The organism is Verrucosispora sp. FIM060022, assembly GCF_003977705.1.
Taxonomy (GTDB): domain Bacteria; phylum Actinomycetota; class Actinomycetes; order Mycobacteriales; family Micromonosporaceae; genus Micromonospora; species Micromonospora gifhornensis.
Genome location: NZ_RQIV01000001.1, coordinates 1,454,335 through 1,472,187 on the forward strand (window position 1 = coordinate 1,454,335; position 17,853 = coordinate 1,472,187).

Consider the following 17,853-nt stretch of genomic DNA (forward strand, 5'->3'; position numbering starts at 1 on the left):
CGACACGCCGACGAAGGAGATGCCCGTGACGGTGTCGTTGCCCGCCCCGCCGGCCACCGAGATGTCCTGGCTGATGCCCGAGGTGTTCATGCTGCGCACCGGTGGGCTGCCCCTGGAGGTCGCCGACCGGCTCGCCTTCGACCGCAGCGCCGCCTGGGCGAACCAGGTCGTCGACCTGGAGACGCGGCTACGCGACACGGGCCGGGACCTAGCCGACACGTTGCAGGCGGTGGTGGCCCGCCACCTGCACGACGACGGGCTGCGGCAACGACTCATCCGGTTACGCCGCGACGTGTACAACCTGCGCCGGCCGCGCCCGGCCGACCCGGACGCCTGGGCCGACGTCCTCGACGCCGACACCCACCGCGCGTTGACCGACTGGCTGGAGACCTTCGACGCGTACCGGCGCAGGCTCGCCGACGGCCCGGCGGTGCTGGCCGAGGAGTTGACGGAACGCCGCGCGGTGCTGCGGGATCTGGCCGACGACCCCGACCTGCGCGGCGGAATCCTGCTCGCCTCCCCGTCGCTGGACCAGTACCTACCCGGCTACCTCGCCACGCCGGGCCGGCCCGGCAAACGGACCCGCCGGGTGGAGCGGTCGCTGCTGGAGTACGCACTGCGCACCGCCTGCAAGACCAGCCCGTTCAGCCGACTGACCACCGTGAACGTCGGGACCTTCAGCCACGGCGGCGGCCGGCTGCTCGACGTACGCCCGGCCACCGGCGCGGGCAAGACGGCGGTGGCCCGGCTCAACCTCGCCGCGCTGGGCCGGCTGTCGGCCATCGTGCTGGCCGACGAGACGCTGCGCGTGGACCTGCCGGTCACCGTCACCACCGGCTGGCGCATCGAACGGGGCCGGCTGCGCTACCTGCGCCGACGGCGGACCAGTTCGGAGGACGGCGACGCGGCGATCACCCTGGAGTCCATCCACGAGTCGCTGTTCGTGCTGCCCACCGGGCAGGTGCTGCACGACATCCTGGCCGCGCTCGACGGCGGTCGGGTCCGGCGGCTGTCCGAACTGGCCGCCGAACTGGCCGTCGACGGCCGTCCCGCCGACGAGGTCGGGCAGTACCTGCACCACCTGCTGCGCGTCGGTCTGCTGGTGGTGCCGAACCTGCAACTGGACATCCACGCCGACGATCCGGTGGAGGGCTACCGGCGGGCGCTGCGCGACATCGACCGCCCGTGGGCCGACCGGCTCGCCGACCGGGTGGCCAGCGTCAACCGCCTCGCCACCGACTACCCGGACGCCGACGTCGACGGCCGGCGGGCCGCGCTGGCCCAGATCCGCCAGGAGTTGCTCGCCGCCCACACCGACCTCGGCCGCGCCGACATCCCGGCCCCCCGGACCCTGGTGTACGAGGACGCCACGCTGCGTACCGACGCACCGGTCACCGCCGACCGCGACCGGTGGGACCGCACGGTGCTGCCCGGCCTGCGGGCACTGGCGCGGATCATGCCGGTGTTCGACGTCAACCTGCCCCGTCGGGTGGTCACCAAGGGCTTCTTCCTGGCCCGTTACGGGGTCGGGGGCCGGTGCGACGACCTGCTCAGCTTCGCCCACGAGTTCCAGCAGGACTTCTTCGAGCACTACACCGGGCGGTCGATGCGCCGCCGGGCCTTCGACGCCGACAACACCTACGTCCGGCAGGAGAACTGGTTCCGGCAGGACGAGATCACCGCCCTGGACGACGCGCGCGTCGAGGTGGCCCGGCGGGTCAACGAGGCGTACGCCGCCCTGCCGGCCGACGCCGAGGAGATGGTGCTGGACGAGACGTTCATGGCCGAGGTGGGCGCGATGGTGCCCGACACGCTCGGCACCCTCGACCCGCGTTCCTTCTTCCTCCAACTCGCCGACCAGGGCGACCGGCAGCGGGTGGTGGTCAACCGGGTCTACTCCGGCATGACGCTGCTCTTCTCCCGCTTCGCCCACCTGTTCGCCGCCGAGGATCTGGCCGGGGCGCTGCGCGCCGAGTTGGCCCGGCTCCAACCACCCGGCGCGGTGCTGGCCGAACTGCGCGGCGGGTACGACGCCACCAACCTCAACCTGCACCCGGCGGTCACCCCCTACGAGCTGGTCTGCCCCGGGGAGATCAGCTTCCGGCCGACCGCCGAGCAGATCCACATGGACGACCTCAGTGTCGAGCACGACCCGGTGGCCGACCGGCTGCTGCTGCGCTCGCGCCGGCTCGACGCCGAGGTCATCCCGGTCTACCTGGGTTTCCTGCTGCCGATGGCGCTGCCCGAGGTGCAACAGGTGCTGCTCAACTTCGCCCACCTCGGGATGGCCCAGCCGGATCTGTGGGCCGGCACCACGGTGCCGCTGCCCGAGGGGGGCATGGTCGGTTATCCCCGCATCGTGCACGGCGACCTGGTGTTGCAACGGCGGATGTGGAAGCTGCACCCCGGTCACCTGCCGCCCGCGCGTACCCCGCAGGTCGACGACGCCGAATGGTTCCTCGCCTGGCAGCGGTGGCGGCGGGAGAACGGCCTGCCGCGTCGGGTCTTCGCCACCCCGGAGGGCACCCGGCTGGTCCCCGCCGCCGACGACGGCGAAGCACCCGCCGGTGGTGGCGCGGCCGGTGGTGGCGCGGCCGGTGGTCGCCCGGAGCACAAGCCGCTCTACGTCGACTTCGACAGTTACCTGTGCCTGCAACTGTTGGAGGCGACGGGCCGCTCGGCGGGCAGCCGGCTGGTGCTCGTCGAGATGCTGCCCGACCGCGACGAGCAGGTGGTACGCGGGGCGTCCGGGTCGTACGTGACCGAACTGACCGTGGAACTCAACGGTGTCCGAGGGGGAGTGGACCGTGACTGACTATCCGTCGCCGGTGGACCACGGCTGGCTCAGCGTCCACGTGTTCTACGCCAGCAACGCCAACCCGATGCTGGTGGAGGGCGTGCGGCCGCTGGTGGACGAGTTGCGTGAGGAAGGGCTGATCAGCCGGTACTTCTTCATCAAGTACTGGATGGAGGGCCCGCACGTCCGGCTGCGGGTGCTGCCCGCCCCGGGCGTCGACCCGCAGGTGGTGCGCTCACGGGTGGACGAGGCGATCGCCGCCTTCCTGCGTCGCCGCCCCGCGCTGTACGAGGTGGACAGCGAAGGGCTGGGTGACCTGTACAAGCAGATGTTCCTGGCCGAGTACGGCCAGCAGCGCTGGGACGCCGAGTACGGTGCGACCGGCAGGATGCCGATGCGGGCCAACAACAGCTATCACCACATCCCGTACGAGCGTGAGTACGGCCGCTACGGCGGCCCGGCCGGCATCGAGCTGGCCGAGTGGCACTTCGAGCACTCCAGCGACGTGGTGCTGGACCTGCTGGCCACCACCAACGTGCACGTACGGCCGGTGCTGCTGGGCCTGTCGGCGCAGCTGGGCATGATGCTGTGCGCGGTGTTCCTCGACGACGACCGCCGCATCGCCGAGTTCCTCGACGAGTACCGCCGATTCTGGGAGGTCTCCTACTCCGAGCCGAGCGACGACTACCACGCCAGCTTCGACACCAGCTATCGGCGGATGGACGCCGCGCTGCGCGACCGGCTGGCCGCCATCCGGACGGCGGCACGGGGCCCCGCGTCCGCTCAGGCCACCGGGGTCGAGGGTCGCTGGGCGGCGCACTGCCGTGAACTGCGGGACCGGGTGGTCGCGGCGGCCGGGCAGGGCAAGCTGGTCTTCCAGCGCGGCGATGCCGAGCCTCGGGTGGTCGAGGATCTCGACGCGGTCGTACCGATCGTGCTCAGCTCGTACCTGCACATGACCAACAACCGGCTCGGCGTGAGCATCCTCGACGAGATCTACCTGTCGTACCTGATGCGGGCCGCGCTGCTCGACGAGCCGGCGCCGGCCGGGCCCCGATGACCACCGTCGAGGCCGGCCAGGCCGCCACCTGGGCCCGGCCCCGGCTGCGCCCCGGTATCGTGCTCGGCCCCGGGACGTGGCGGGACGGCAAACTCGTGCACCATGTCAAGGACCCGGAGACCGGCTGGTTCTACCGGGTGGGGCCACGCGAGCACTTCCTGATGTCCCGGATGGACGGCACCCGGAGCCTGGACGACCTGGCCGACGAGTACGCCACCGCCTACCAGCGCCGACTCGGGCCGGAGAACTGGCAGCAACTGTTCGCCATGCTGCACAAGCGGCAACTGCTCGACGGTGCGACGGACCCGGACGCCCTCGCCGCGCTCACCGCCTCGGCCGCGGCGGGCGCGGCGAAGACCCGGCGTGGCCCGCTGTCGGCCCGGCTGCCGCTGTTCGACCCGCAGCGGCTGTTCGACCGGGTGCTGCCCTGGCTGGCCCCGGTGTTCAGCTGGTGGTTCGTGGTGCCGGCGCTGGCGCTCGCGCTGGCCGTCGCGGGCTATGTGGTGTGGCACCTGCCGGAGTTGGCCGGCGGGGTCGGCGGTGGCCGGCCGCTGCCGGCGATCCTGGTCGCGGTGGTGGTCACCTGGTTGATCGTGTTCCTGCACGAGTGCGCGCACGGACTGACCTGCCGGCACTTCGGCGGTCGGGTCACCGAGATCGGGGTGATGTGGCGGTTCCCGCTGCTGGCCCCCTACTGCAAGGTCGACGACGTGGTGCTGTTCACCCCGCGTCGGCGGGTGGCCACGGCGTTCGCCGGTGTCTTCGTGAGCATGCTGGCGCTGGTGCCGTTCGCCGCGTTACGCCTCTGGGGTCCGCCCGGGGTGCTGTACGACCTGGCCGGCACGATGCTGCTGTTCGGCACCGCCACCGCCGCGATCAACCTGGTGCCGTTCCTGCGCCTCGACGGCTATTACATGCTCAGCCACGCGTTGAACCTCGCCGACCTGCGCGTCGACTCGTACCGCTTCTACGGCCGCCTGCTGCGCCAGGGCCCCCGGGCGGTCGCCGGCTACCGGATCCGCGACCGGGTGGCCTTCACCCTGTACGGCCTGACCTCCGTCCTGCTGGCCGGCACCGTACTGACCTTCCTGATCCGCTACTGGTACACCACCCTCGCCAACTGGCTCACGCCCACCTGGGCGGTAGTCATCCTCACCACCGAAGCCGTCCTCCTGGCCACCCTCATCACCCACCTGACCCGCCGCCGCCCCACCCCCACCCCCTGACCCACCCCTCCCACCCCCACCCCACCCCCAAGCTCCGCCGATCTTGCGCTTTCCGTCTGGGCATACCCCTCGAAACGCCACGAATCAGCGACCAAAAGTGCAAGATCGGCGGGGCGGAGGCAGGGGGCGTGGGGTGGGTTTTTGGGTTTGTGGGGTGGGGTGGGGGTGGGCGGGGGGAGCATGGGGGCGGCGTTACGGAGGACGTGATGGCGGGCGTGCGGGAGACAGCGGTTGAGTCGATCGTCAGCGGCGAGGACGGCAGCCTGGCCGAACAGGTGTGGCGCAACGCGGCCGAGGATCCGGACGCGGTGCAGTTCATCCGCCCGGACCCGGACCCCCGTTCCTGGCCGGTACGACGCTCCGGCCACGGCGGCGCGCTGCCGGTGACCTGTCGGCAGTTCCGCGACGACGTACTAGCGCTGGCCCGTGGCCTCATCGCCGCCGGAATCGTCGGCGGTGATCGGATCGGCCTGCTCAGCCGTACCCGCTACGAGTGGACACTCGTCGACTACGCGCTCTGGTCGATCGGGGCGGTCACCGTACCGATTTACGACACCTCCAGCCCCGACCAGATCCGCTGGATTCTCGCCGACTCCGGTGCGGTCGGCTGCGTGGTGGAGACGGCCGATCATGCCGCCACGGTCGACGGGCTGCGGCCGGAGCTACCGGTGCTGCGGCAGACCTGGCGCATCGACACCGGCGACCTCATCACGCTGGCCGCCCGTGGGCGTGCGGTCGACTCCGCGGCGGTCGACGCCCGTCGCCACGCGGTGACCGGCGACCACCTCGCCACCATCGTCTACACCAGCGGCACCACCGGCCCGCCAAAGGGCTGCATGCTGGCCCATCGCAACATCTCCGCCGACATCGGCAACGCCACCGCCGTCCTGCCGCAACTGCTGCACCCGGGGGCGTCGACGGTGCTGTTCCTGCCGCTGGCACACGCCTTCGCCCGGCTGATCCAGGTCGGCATGGTGCGCAGCCGGGCCACGATGGTGCACAGCGCCGACATGTCCGCGGTGCTCGACCAGCTGCGCCGGTTCCGGCCCACCTTCATCCTCGCCGTACCGCGGCTGTTCGAGAAGATGCACGACCAGGCGCGGCGTACCGCCGAGGACTCCCACCGTGGGGCGCTGTTCAGCCTCGGTGAGTGGACGGCCCTGCGCTACAGCCGAGCTCTCGACCGGCCGGGTGGCCCGCGCCTGCCGTTGCGCCTGGCGCGCCTGCTGTTCGACGTGGTCGCGTACCGCAGGATGCGGGCCGCGCTCGGCGGACGGTGCCGGATGGCCATCGTGGGCGGCGCACCGACGGGGGAGTGGCTCGTGCATTTCTTCCGGGGCGTGGGCATCACCGTGTTGGAGGGGTACGGCCTGACCGAGACGTCCCCGGCGGTGGCGGCGAACCTGCCGTCGGCGATGCGGATCGGTACGGTCGGCCGCCCCCTGCCCGGGGTACGCATCCGAATCTCCGACCAGGGCGAGGTCCTCGTGCGCGGTGAGCTGGTGTTCCCCGGCTACTGGAACAACCCGGAGGCCAGCCAGGAAGCGGTGACCGAGGACGGGTGGCTGCGCACCGGTGATCTGGGTCGGCTCGACGACGACGGCTATCTGCGGATCACCGGCCGGACCAAGGAGATCATGGTCACCGCGGCGGGCAAGAACATCGCCCCGGCACCGATCGAGGAATGCATCCGGGCGCACCCTCTGATCAGCCAGGTGATGCTGGTGGCCGATGGTCGGCCGTACGTGGCCGCGCTGGTGACCCTGGATCCGCAGGCGTGGCAGCGGTGGCGCGACGAGCACGGGCACCCCGGCGCGGCGCTGGCCACGCTCCGCGACGACCCACGTCTGCGCGCCGATATCCAACACGCGGTCGATCGGGCCAACCGGACGGTGTCGCGCGCCGAGCAGGTGAAGACCTTCCGGATCCTGCCCCGCGATCTCACCGAGATCGACGGCGAACTCACCCCCACCCTCAAGATCAAACGGGACGCGGTGCAGGACCATTTCGCCGACGAGGTCACCGCCCTGTTCCGTCCCCACTGACCCACCGTGCGGCGCGCCCACCGGCCTTGCGCGCCTGCCGGGTTCCCTCCATCCGGACCTGCCCGAGGACGACACGCCGGACGCTGTGTGGTCGGGCCATCGCGGCAGGTTAAGGTGCGTTCGCATCTGTTGGCTGGCGGCATGGAGAAGTCGGTGACGGATCGACGGCGGGGGCGGCTCGGGCACAGTCTGCTGCGGCTCGGACTCCTGGCCGTCGTCGTCGGCTGCGCCTGGGGTGTCCACGAAGTCGCGGCGGTCGGCATCGCCCACGCCGCCGAGTTGTCGGCGGTGGGTTTCGCCCACGTTGCCGGGTCATCGGCGGTCGGCGTCACCCAGGTTACCGAGGCGTCGGTGGTGACCAGGTCGGACACTGCGGCCCACCAGTCGACGCCGCCCTCCATGCCGGATGTGACCGCCGACGCGCCTGACGTCGCCACGGTCGTCACGCAGTTGACCGCCGGTCTCGACGGCGACCTGTCCGTCTACCAGGTGGCCGCGTACTGGCTGGCGGGCGGGAAGATCGTCGCCCATTCGTCGCAGCAGGGGGCCGGGTACGTGCCACTGGCACCGCTGTCCCCGGCACCCGCGTCGAGCGGGCTCGACTCCCGGCCGACCTCGCACAGCAGCGCCGCCGACCTGGGACCGGCCGCGTGGGCACCGCCGCCGGCGCGCAGCCAACTGACCCGTCGGGTCCGGGCCACCCGACGGCCGTCCCGATCCCCTCGTCCGAGAAGCCGACCGGCCTGACCGGGGCAGCCGCCGCGTACCCCTGCGCCGCCGTGCCCGTGCCGGTCGGCCGACGCGGCGTCTGACGCCTGCGGAACCGCAACCCCGCCTCTCCGGCGGTCCGGCCACGCCGGTACGCGCGGCCCGGCCGACCCACTGTGTCACTCGGACTTTCGTCTCCCCAGGAGTTCCCATGCACCAATCCCCGCCGGTCAAACGCGCCCGTTGGCGCGACATCGACTGGATCGTCGACCTCGTGACCGCTACCGTCGCCCCCACCACACTCGGTGCGTGGCTGGTGCCCGACGAGCGACGGCGTCCCGCCGTGCTTGCCGCCGCGGCACGCATCTGGGTCGAACACGCCCTGCTGTTCGGCGACGCCTTCCTGCTCACCGACGGCGCGGCGGCCACCGTCTGGTTCCACCGTTATCGTCCGATCCCACCGCCGTCGCGCTACGGCGAGCGCATCAAGGACGCCTGCGGCGAGCACGTGGACCGCTTCCGCCGGCTGGACCGGGCCCTCGGCGCGTGTCATCCGCAGGAGCCGCACAACCACCTGGCGATCCTCGCGGCGCCGCCGGACACGCAACGGGCGAGCCAGGCCGCGGCCGTGCTCGCCGGCAGTCACCGGTTGATGGACACCTTCGGTCTGCCGATCTACGCCGACCTGTACAGCGACGCCGATCGGTGGCTCTACCAACGCCTCGGCTATCGCAAGCACCACGAGGTGGTGCGGCCGGACGGGGCCCGCGTCGACCTGCTGTGGCGACCCGCCTCACCGAGGCGGATCCACCCCACGCCGTTCGCCGGTCCCTGCCCCGACCAGCAGCTACCCGAACATGCCATGACGCCGGGTTAGTGCCTGCCACGCGAACCGGCCCGGTGTGATCGGTCCTGCGCCAGTCGAAGGGAGGCGTGTCCGCCTCAATCCGGCAGCAGGGGCATCTCCGGGCCGGCGTCGTGACCGAGCAGCACCGCGCGGGTCAGGGCGGTGGAACCGAAACGTTCGCGGACCGCGTCGACGGCCGCGTCCAACTCGGCCGTCGGGTCGCTGTCCCACGGCAGGGTGAGCTGGACGTGCCCGTCGCCCAGGTTGCCGACCGCGACACCGATCAGCGTGACGCCGCGGCGTTCGATCTCGGGCTGAGCCGCCCGCAGCAGACCGCGAGCGGCGCCGAGCACGACAGGCGTGTCGGCGGTCGCCTTGGCCAGGGTGTGGGAGCGGGTGGCCCGGGCGTAGTCGGCGAAACGCAGCCGCAGGGTGATGGTGCGTCCGGTGCGGGCGGCCGACCGTAGCCGCCGGGTGACCCGGTCGACCAGGCCGGCGAGGATCGCCTCCAGCTCGGCCGGGCGCCGCCCCGAGCGGCCCAACGCGTGTTGCGCACCCATCGAGCCGCGACGCCGACCGACCTGCACCGGCCGGGGGTCGCGGTTGTGGGCCAGCGCGTGCAGGTGCCGTCCGGCACCTGCGCCGAGCAAGGACACAAGCGTCGCCTCACCGAGACGGGCCACGTCACCGACGGTACGGATCCGGTGCCGGCGGAGCTTGTCGGCGGTCACCGGCCCGACTCCCCACAGCCGCTCGACAGGCAACGGATGCAGGAAGGCCAACTCCCCGGCCGGCGCGACGACCAGCAGGCCGTCCGGCTTGGCCACCCCACTGGCGACCTTGGCCAGGAACTTCGTCCGGGCCACGCCCACCGTGATCGGCAGGCCGACCTGCTCGCGTACCGCCCGGCGCAGCCCGGCCGCGATCGCCTCGGGCGGACCGACCAGGCGGCGCAGACCGCCGACGTCGAGGAACGCCTCGTCGATGGAGAGCCCTTCGACCAGGGGAGTGGTCTGCCGGAAGACCTCGAACACCGCCCGGCTGGCCGCGCTGTAGGCGGCCATCCTGGGTGGTACGACGACCGCGTCCGGGCACAGCCGGCGCGCCTGCGCACCGCCCATTCCGCTGCGTACGCCCCGGGCCTTGGCCTGGTAGCTGGCCGCCAACACCACCCCACCGCCCACGATCACCGCCCGGCCGCGTAGCCGTGGATCGTCGCGCTGCTCGACCGAGGCGTAGAACGCGTCCAGGTCGGCATGCAGGATGGTGGCCTCGCCCGACACCCCGCCATCATCGCACACACGTACTAAAAGCGGGTTTGACCTGCCGTGAATCACCCCGACGAGACACCTCAACGCCGCACGGGTGCCGGGTCAGGTCTGCGCGGTCGGGGACGGGGTGGCGCTGCCGCCCTGCGGCGATTCCTGTGACATCAGTTCCGCGATGGCGGCGCGGTCGGCCGCGGACGGCAGTCCCCAATCCGGGCGGTACCCGTACACCTCGCGCAGTGGGGTGGAGGTGGTCCGGCCGCCGAGGATCTCCACGGCGTCGGTGTCGATCAGGCCGGGATGTTCGACACCGCACGCCTCGGCGACCTTCAGCAGGTCCCGCCGCAGCGTCTTGACGTAGTGCGCGGCGCGGACCGCCTTCGATGCCGGGTCCAGACCCCGGGTCAGCCAGGCGTTCTGGGTGGCCACCCCGGTCGGGCAGCTGTCGGCGTGGCACTTCTGGGCCTGGATGCAGCCGATCGCCAGCATCGCCTCCCGACCGACGGCCACCATGTCGCAACCGAGCGCGAAGGCGACAGTCGCGTTGTCGGGCAGGCCCAGCTTGCCGGAGCCGACGAAAACCACCTGCTCGTGCAGGTCACGCTCGGCGAACGTGGTGTAGACCCGGGTGAAGCCCTGCTGGAACGGCAGCGACACGGAGTCGGTGAAGATCAGTGGCGCGGCGCCGGTGCCGCCCTCGCCGCCGTCGACGGTGACGAAGTCGACGCCCCGGCCGGTGTCGCGCATCAGGTCGGTCAGTTCGGTCCAGAAGTCGAGGTCACCGACGGCGGACTTGATGCCGACCGGCAGGCCGGTCTCGGCCGCCAGCAACTCCACCCAGTCGAGCAGGCTGTCGCAGTCGGAGAACTCGGCGTGCCGGGACGGACTCACACAGTCCCGCCCGGCCGGGATGCCCCGGGTCGCGGCGATCTCCGCCGACACCTTTGCCGCCGGCAGCAGCCCGCCCAGGCTGGGCTTGGCACCCTGACTGAGCTTGATCTCCAGGGCCCGTACCGGCGCGCCGGCCACCACGTCCTTGAGGCGGGCCAGGTCGAACCGGCCCCGGTCGTCACGACAACCGAAGTACGCCGTGCCGAGCTGGAAGATCAGCTCACCGCCGTGCCGGTGGGACGGCGACAGCCCACCCTCGCCGGTGTTGTGCAGGCACCCGGCGATCGCCGCGCCCCGGTTCAACGCCTCGACCGCCGGCCCGGACAGCGAGCCGAAGCTCATCCCGGACAGATTCACCACCGACTCCGGTCGGAACGCGCGGGCGCGTCCCCGGGCCGCGCCGAGCACCTTGGCGCACGGCAGCCGCACCTCGTGCCCGAGCGTCGGCGTGGACGCCGGCACCGCCCGACCGAACGTACGGTGCTTGATCACCGGGTAGCCGGGGGTGAACTCGATGTCGTTGTCGGTGCCGAAGCCGAAGTAGTTGTTCTGCTGCTTGGCCGAGGCGTACACCCAGCGGCGCTGGTCGCGGGTGAACGGGCGTTCCTCGTTGTTGCCGGCCACGATGTACTGCCGCAGTTCCGGCCCGATCGCCTCGAGCAGGTAGCGGGCCCGGCCCAGCAGGGGGAAGTTGCGTCGCAACGCGTGTTCGCGTTGCAACAGGTCGCGGGTGGCGACGGCGGCGAGCGCGGCGACGGCTGCGGGTACGGCGTGGCGGGCCCATCTCATCTGGCCACTCTTTCCGCCACCGTGCCAGGTCAAACGTCTCGCCGGCCGGTCAACGGCGACGACGCATTGACCGAGGGTGCTACCTGTGGCGGTGTGTCCGTGACCGACCATCACGCACCGGGCTCGGTGCCCGGCGGCGCCGCCCGCCGTCCACCGTCCCCGTCGGACGAAACACCAACCGGCCGGCGGCGGACGGCACCTGAGGGACGGATGGCCCCGACGAACGTGGTGACGATAATGATCACCGTATCCAGGAACACCGTCCAGCTGTGCGGAGCACGGGGAGCGGCGACATGATCGGATGGCAGGTTTCCGGTTACACCTCGGTCCGCCGGCTCGGTGCCGGTGCGTCCGGCAGTGTCGACCTCGCCGTCCACGACGCCACCGGCACCCCAGTGGCGATCAAGTACCTGACCGGCCGGCTCCACGACGACCTGTTTCGGGCTGCCTTCCGGACCGAGGCCCAGCTGCTGTCCGACATCGACGACCCGTACGTCTGTCGCCTCTACGAGTATGTCGAGGCGTCCGATGGGGCGGCGATCGTGATGGAACTGGTGAACGGGGTGTCGCTGCGCCAGATGTTGCGTGCCCAGGGGCCGACCACACCGGAGTCTGCGCTCTGCGTACTCAAGGGCTCGCTGGCCGGGCTGGCCGCCGCCCACGCCCGTGGGGTGGTGCACCGCGACTACAAGCCGGAGAACGTGCTCATCTCCGCCGAGGGCGCGAGCAAACTCGCCGACTTCGGGATCGCCATGCCGGTCGGCGCCGACTCCGGCGGCAGCGTCACCGGCACACCCCGTTACATGGCCCCCGAACAGTGGACCGGCGCCCCCGCCAGCCCGGCGTGCGACATCTACGCCGCGACCGCCACCTTCTTCGAGTGCCTCACCGGCCACCCCCCGTACGACGGACGGGACCTGGCCACCCTGCGACAGCAGCACGTTCGCGGGTCGATCCCGACCGACCCGGCCCCGCGCCCGATGCACGGGCTGCTGCGGCACGGCATGGCCAAGCGTCCCGCTGACCGGCCGCAGCCCGCGCAGGTCTTCCTCGCCGAGCTCGAACGGGCGGCCGTCGGGGCGTACGGAGCGGACTGGGAGGAACGCGGCCTGCGGGAACTGGGCCGGCGGGCCGCGCTGCTGGCCGCCCTCTTCCCGTTCCCGGACGGCAGCGGCGGCACCGTCAGCGTGGCCAGCACCGCGCTCGGCGCGTCCGGCGCACCGCCGGGCGGGGACGGCACCGGCGAGCGGCCGGCACCGCGCCGCACCGGCCGGGCCCGGGCAGCGCTGGTCGGTGGCGGGTTGGTGACGGCGCTGCTGGTCGGCGGCGTCGGGCTCGGCTACGCGGCGCAGGACGAGCCGCCGGTACCGACCGGTGCGGCGGCCGAGGCGAGGACGGACCTGACCGTCGACCCGGCCGCGACAGTCGGCGCCGTGCTCACACCTGCTCCGACCCTCACGTCCACGCCCGACGTGTCTGGCACCCCCACCCTCACACCTGCGGCCCCGACGACCGGCGGCACCACCGCCGCAGCCGGACCCAGCACCTCGCCGACGCCCAGCGACAGCCCCGCACCGTCCACCGTGGCCCCGACTCCGTCGACCAGCACCAGCCCCGCGCCACCATCGGACGCCGCGCCCACGATCGGCCGGGTCTCGGTGAGCCCCACCGAACTGGATCCGGTCGGCTGTCCCTTCGGACCCACCACGAGCACCGTCACCGCCATCGTCGATGACGACCACTCGGCCTCGGTCGACCTGCGGGTCCACTTCCGCTACACGATCGGGCAGCAGTCGCACGAGCGGAGCCTGAGCCTGCTGAAAAGCGGCCAGTTCCGGGGCGTGCTGGGCGATCTGCCCCAGCCCAGGTCCACCACCCGGATCCCGGTGACGGTCGTCGCGACGGACGCCGCCGGCAACACCGCCACCAGTCAGACGGTGTACGTCACCCTCTATCCCTTCTGCACGCCGGGCTGACCGGGCGTACCCACCTACCAGGCCGACGACGACGTGGGAGACCCAGCCGTGACCCAGCCCGACGACGTGACCCAGGCGCTACCGACCCAGCAGATGCCGCCGGCCCCGCCCGCGCACCCCCGCACCCCGTCGGCATCGACGGAGGAACCGACGGTGTCGCTGCATGGCGGTGAACCGACGGTGTCGTTGGGTGGTGGTGAACCGACGGTGTCGCTGGACCAGACCGTGCGCCGGATGGCCCCGAACCTCGGTGCCACCGACGAAGACCTCACCGTGTCCCTCGGCCCGGCCGGCATGACAACGTACGCCCCGACCGCCACCGGCGCGTACGCCGTGACCCATCCAGGTCAGGCCACGGCGGCCCAGGTCGCATTCGACACGGTACGCACGACCGGCGCGCAGCCTGGGGGCGGCGCGTTCGCGGCTCCGATCACCGGTCCCGGCGGTGAGCTGCGGTTCGGGCCTGGTGTGCCGGCCGGTCCGCCGCCGGCACCCGCATGGCCGACCCCGGTGCCTGCGCCGCGTCCCCGGTCCGCCTGGCGCCGGGTGGTGTCGGTGCTGTCCACCCTGCTCACCCTCGCCCTGATCGCCGCCGTCGGGCTCTGGATCTGGCAGCGGCTCGACCCGCTGGAGATCGGCGAGGTGAGCATCGTCGTGCCCCGGCCGGCCGGCGCGCGGTGCGACGTCACGGTGGACGTGGTCGCCACGGTGCACACGAACGGCCGTGCGGGCACCATCGAGTACCAGTGGCTGCGCTCCGGGAGCGCACCGGGTGCACTGCTGCGCGAGCGGGTCGGCCCGGGGCAGCGGACGGTCGAGTTGACCCTACGGTGGTCGTTCAGCGGAGTTGGCAGCACCACCGAGACGGCCACCGTGAACATCGTTTCGCCGTCATCCGCGCAGGCGGTCACCGAGGTCGCGTACGCCTGTCCGGGCTGAGCCGGACGCTACCGACGTTTCTCGCGCTGGTCACCCGGGTAGGTCGGGCCGGACGTATCACCCGCCCCCTGTGGAGGACCCTCCGATGCGAGACAACTTCGGTGACGCGGTGGGGGAGACCCTCCGCTCGATACTGCTCTTCCTACCCCGAGCCGTCGCCTTCGTGGCGATCCTGGTGGCCGGTTGGCTGATCGCCAAGGCCGTACTGAAGCTCGCGGACCGGCTGCTCGAACGCGTCGGCTTCGACCGCGCCGTCGAGCGTGGCGGCATCCGCCGGGCGCTGGCCAACTCCCGGTACGACGCCAGCGACATCGTCGCCCGGCTGGCCTACTACGGTGTCCTGCTGCTCACCCTCTACCTCGCCTTCGGCATCTGGGGCCCGAACCCGATCTCCGACCTGATCGCCGGAGTGATCGCCTGGCTGCCGCGGGCCTTCGTCGCGATCGTCATCGTGGTCGTCGCCGCGGCGATCGCCAGCGCGGTGAAGGACATCATCTCGGGGGCGCTCGGTGGCCTGTCGTACGGCCGGCTGCTGGCCACCATCGCCTCGGTGTTCATCCTCGGTCTGGGCATCATCGCCGCCCTCAACCAGATCGGGGTCGCCACCGCCGTGACCACTCCGGTGCTGATCGCCGTGCTCGCCACCGTCGGCGGCATCCTGGTCGTCGGGGTCGGCGGCGGGCTGGTGCGGCCCATGCAGAGCCGCTGGGAGTCCTGGCTGTCCCGCGCAGAGCAGGAGACGCGGACCATCACCGAGCATGCCCGCGCCTACTCCGCCACCCGCCGCGACGCCCAGCAGCGCCCGGCCGAACCCGTCGCCCCTGCCGCCGGCATCGTCACCGAGTCGACGAGCTTTGCCGGGCCGACCACCCCCACCGGGCCGACCACTCCCGCCGTCGACGTACCGGCCGAGCCGACCTTCACCGCTCCGACCGCGAGCACCTCCGCCGGGTCCTTCGGTGACCGTCCCGGCTACGACGACCCCGAGGCCACCCAGATCGTCACCGCCCCCGGCAGCAACGACGACACGACTGCGCTGCCCCGCCGAGACGACCCGGAGGCCACCCAGATCGTCGACACCGCCGGCATCGACAGCGACCCGACGACGACGCTGCCCCGCCAGGACGACGACCCGGAAACCACCCAGGTCACCACATCGGCGCCCGAGGTGCCGACCCAACGCACCGCCGACGACAGCGAGTCGACAATCGTCCTACCCCGGCGCGACGACGAGCCACGCCGCTGAGGCGGATGCGGAACGGGGCTGTTCGCGGCCCCGTTCCGCATCGCCGGTGGGGCAGCGACAAATCGCCCCACCGGCTACCATCGCCGCCATGCACTGGCGACATTGATGCCTGAACCGAGGCCGTGGGCCGCCTGCGGACGCTGCAACACCGGCGTCCGTCATCCCGTCCCACCCGGAAGGCCTCATGATCCTCACCATCGCCGGGGGTCGCCGTCTGGCGACCACCCTCTACGCGTACGCGTTCCTCACCGACCTGGTCCTGCTCTATCCGGTGTACGCCCTGCTGTTCGCCGACAGCGGCCTGTCGGTCGGGCAGATCTCCTCGCTGTTCGTGATCTGGTCGGTGGCCGGCATCGCGCTGGACGTGCCCTCCGGCGCGTGGGCCGACGCCACCTCCCGGCGTCTGCTGCTCTGCCTCGCGCCGCTGTGCACCGCCGCCGGGTTCGCGCTGTGGACGTTCGTGCCGTCCTATCCGGCGTTCGCGCTCGGGTTCGTGCTCTGGGGTGCCGGTGGTGCGCTCGCCTCCGGGGCGCTCGAAGCGCTGGTCTTCGACGAACTCGATCACCTCGGTCTCGCCCAGCGCTACGCCCGCACCATCGGCCGGGCCCGCACCGCCGGCACCGTCGGCGTACTCGCGTCGATCGTGCTGGCCGGGCCGGTGCTCGGGTACGGCGGCTATCCCGCCGTCGGCCTGGCCAGCGTCGTGGCCTGCCTGCTCGCCGCCGCCGTGGCCACCCGCTTCCCGGAGCACCGGGCCACGGCCACAGACACCCTCATCGTCGCTGCCCCGGCTGCCCCGGCTGCCCCGGCTGCCCCGGCTGCCCCGGTCGCGCCGACGCAGCACCGCGATCCGGCCGATCCGGCCGACGAGCCCGGCTGGTGGCAGGGACTGCGCGGCGGCCTGGCCGAGGCCCGCCGGGATCGGCGGGTACGCGCCGGGGTGCTGCTGGTCGCGGTGGTGACGGCGACCTGGGGTGCGCTGGAGGAGTACACCCCGCTGCTGGCCCGCGACACCGGCGTCGCCCTGACCACGGTGCCGCTGCTGCTTCTGCTCCTCGCGGTCGGACAGGTGCTCGGCGGCCTGCTCGCCCCGGCCGGCGAGCGGCTACGCGTGCGCGGGTACGCCCTGCTGCTGGCCGGGTCGGCGGCAGCCCTGGCCAGCGGGGCACTGCTGCGGCACCCGGCCGGCTTCGTGCTGCTGGCAGGGGCGTTCTGCGGATTCCAGCTCGCCTCGGTGCTGGCCGACGCGCGATTGCAGGCGCGGATCAGCGGCACCCGACGGGCCACCATCACCTCGTTGGCCGGCATGGCCACCGAGCTGATCACCATCGCCGTGTACATCTGGTTCGGTGTGGTCGCCACCGCAAGCGGCAACGGTGTGGCCTTCGCGCTCGCCGCCCTGCCGTACGCGCTGATCGCCCTGCTGATGCTCCGCGGTGGCCGGCCCACGTCCCGTCGATCACGACCGGAGGCGTCGGCATCGAGCGTGGTCTGAGAGTGCGGCGGTCGAGGCGTCGACGTCGAGCGTGGTGTGACGGTGTGGGTGGTCAGGGCCGGTCGACGTCCAGGTAGACCCAGCGGCCGTCCTCACGGACGAAGCGGCTGCGTTCGGTCATCGAGCCGGCACCGGCACCGTCGCGGTAGTGGGCGCGGAACTGGACGGTGCCGGTGCTGTCGAACAACCCGCCCTGCTCGGTGGCGACGACCTCGAGGCCGGTCCACCGCTGGCCGGGATCGAGGCGCAGCCGCGCCGGCCGGGTGCTGCTGTGCCAGCTGTGCAGCAGATAGTCCGGGTCGCCGACGGCGAAGGCGGCGTATCGGGAACGCATCAGCGCCTCGGCCGTCGGCGCCTGCGCCTCACCGGAATGCAGCCGCCCACAACAGTCCCCGTACGGCAGACCCGTCCCGCACGGGCACACTCCCACCGTCACGGCCCGTCGCGGCTGTCTGCTGTCTCGTCTGGCCATGCACGCCATCCTCGCCGCGCCCGCCCCAGCAGGCCACGCCGGGGGTAGGCCGTCGGGCAACGCCGGCTCGTGCGCAGGCCGGATCATGCCGATT

At 72.3% G+C, this 17,853-nt stretch carries 12 protein-coding genes and 2 pseudogenes; 10 read left to right on the forward strand and 4 right to left on the reverse strand.

Going from position 1 to position 17,853, the window contains the following annotated elements:
- The first annotated feature begins 25 nt into the window (after positions 1-25).
- From EG812_RS06320 to EG812_RS06345, 6 genes are all read left to right on the forward strand, one after another.
- Positions 26-2,815 (forward strand): lantibiotic dehydratase, encoded by a 2,790-nt coding sequence (locus tag EG812_RS06320; RefSeq protein ID WP_158632493.1) that lies wholly within the window; start codon positions 26-28, stop codon positions 2,813-2,815.
- Entirely contained in the window at positions 2,808-3,857 is a 1,050-nt protein-coding gene (locus EG812_RS06325; protein WP_043724535.1) for a thiopeptide-type bacteriocin biosynthesis protein, read from the forward strand. The genes EG812_RS06320 and EG812_RS06325 overlap by 8 nt, the downstream gene beginning before the upstream one ends.
- Positions 3,854-5,083, forward strand: coding sequence for a M50 family metallopeptidase (locus EG812_RS06330; protein WP_013733977.1), 1,230 nt, complete (start codon positions 3,854-3,856; stop codon positions 5,081-5,083). Before EG812_RS06325 ends, EG812_RS06330 begins: the two co-directional genes overlap by 4 nt.
- 206 nt (positions 5,084-5,289) lie before the next feature.
- Positions 5,290-7,128 (forward strand): AMP-dependent synthetase/ligase, encoded by a 1,839-nt coding sequence (locus tag EG812_RS06335; RefSeq protein ID WP_126711023.1) that lies wholly within the window; start codon positions 5,290-5,292, stop codon positions 7,126-7,128.
- Positions 7,129-7,281: 153 nt separating this feature from the next.
- Positions 7,282-7,875 (forward strand): hypothetical protein, encoded by a 594-nt coding sequence (locus EG812_RS06340; protein ID WP_126711024.1) that lies wholly within the window; start codon positions 7,282-7,284, stop codon positions 7,873-7,875.
- Between the two features lie 172 nt (positions 7,876-8,047).
- Positions 8,048-8,713, forward strand: coding sequence for a hypothetical protein (locus EG812_RS06345; protein ID WP_126711025.1), 666 nt, complete (start codon positions 8,048-8,050; stop codon positions 8,711-8,713).
- Positions 8,714-8,778: 65 nt separating this feature from the next.
- On the opposite strand, the gene dinB is transcribed toward EG812_RS06345, so the two are convergent.
- Both dinB and EG812_RS06355 read right to left on the reverse strand, forming a co-directional pair.
- Positions 8,779-9,966 (reverse strand): DNA polymerase IV, encoded by a 1,188-nt coding sequence (dinB, locus tag EG812_RS06350; RefSeq protein WP_013733973.1) that lies wholly within the window; start codon positions 9,964-9,966, stop codon positions 8,779-8,781.
- A gap of 90 nt (positions 9,967-10,056) precedes the next feature.
- Positions 10,057-11,631: an FMN-binding glutamate synthase family protein gene (locus tag EG812_RS06355; RefSeq protein WP_126711026.1), complete on the reverse strand. Its 1,575-nt coding sequence runs from the start codon at positions 11,629-11,631 to the stop codon at positions 10,057-10,059.
- Between the two features lie 293 nt (positions 11,632-11,924).
- Between EG812_RS06355 and EG812_RS29905 the strand changes: the two genes are divergently transcribed.
- The 4 genes and pseudogenes from EG812_RS29905 (at position 11,925) to EG812_RS06375 (ending at position 17,287) form a co-directional block, all read left to right on the forward strand.
- Positions 11,925-13,607: a serine/threonine-protein kinase gene (locus tag EG812_RS29905; protein WP_126711027.1), complete on the forward strand. Its 1,683-nt coding sequence runs from the start codon at positions 11,925-11,927 to the stop codon at positions 13,605-13,607.
- Positions 13,608-13,655: 48 nt separating this feature from the next.
- Positions 13,656-14,546, forward strand: coding sequence for a hypothetical protein (locus tag EG812_RS06365; RefSeq protein ID WP_126711028.1), 891 nt, complete (start codon positions 13,656-13,658; stop codon positions 14,544-14,546).
- A gap of 85 nt (positions 14,547-14,631) precedes the next feature.
- Positions 14,632-15,357 (forward strand): annotated as a pseudogene (locus tag EG812_RS29525) (mechanosensitive ion channel family protein); the annotation flags it as partial.
- A gap of 619 nt (positions 15,358-15,976) precedes the next feature.
- A complete protein-coding gene (locus EG812_RS06375; RefSeq protein WP_126711030.1) occupies positions 15,977-17,287 on the forward strand; it encodes an MFS transporter in 1,311 nt (436 codons plus the stop codon).
- Between the two features lie 52 nt (positions 17,288-17,339).
- Here EG812_RS06375 and EG812_RS06380 read toward each other — a convergent pair whose 3' ends face one another.
- Together EG812_RS06380 and EG812_RS30040 are read right to left on the reverse strand one after the other, a co-directional pair.
- On the reverse strand, positions 17,340-17,690 hold the full coding sequence (locus EG812_RS06380) for a YchJ family protein (protein ID WP_353505298.1): 351 nt from the start codon (positions 17,688-17,690) through the stop codon (positions 17,340-17,342).
- Positions 17,664-17,846 (reverse strand): annotated as a pseudogene (locus tag EG812_RS30040) (SEC-C metal-binding domain-containing protein); the annotation flags it as partial. The pseudogene EG812_RS30040 and the gene EG812_RS06380, both read right to left, overlap by 27 nt.
- Positions 17,847-17,853: the final 7 nt, after the last annotated feature.

Coding starts and splice junctions, on each gene's coding strand:
- EG812_RS06345 (WP_126711025.1), top strand. CDS start 8,048: ATGCACCAATCCCCGCCGGTCAAACGCGCCCGTTGGCGCGACATCGAC.
- EG812_RS06330 (WP_013733977.1), top strand. CDS start 3,854: ATGACCACCGTCGAGGCCGGCCAGGCCGCCACCTGGGCCCGGCCCCGG.
- EG812_RS06355 (WP_126711026.1), bottom strand. CDS start 11,631: ATGAGATGGGCCCGCCACGCCGTACCCGCAGCCGTCGCCGCGCTCGCC.
- EG812_RS29905 (WP_126711027.1), top strand. CDS start 11,925: ATGATCGGATGGCAGGTTTCCGGTTACACCTCGGTCCGCCGGCTCGGT.
- EG812_RS06335 (WP_126711023.1), top strand. CDS start 5,290: ATGGCGGGCGTGCGGGAGACAGCGGTTGAGTCGATCGTCAGCGGCGAG.
- EG812_RS06375 (WP_126711030.1), top strand. CDS start 15,977: ATGATCCTCACCATCGCCGGGGGTCGCCGTCTGGCGACCACCCTCTAC.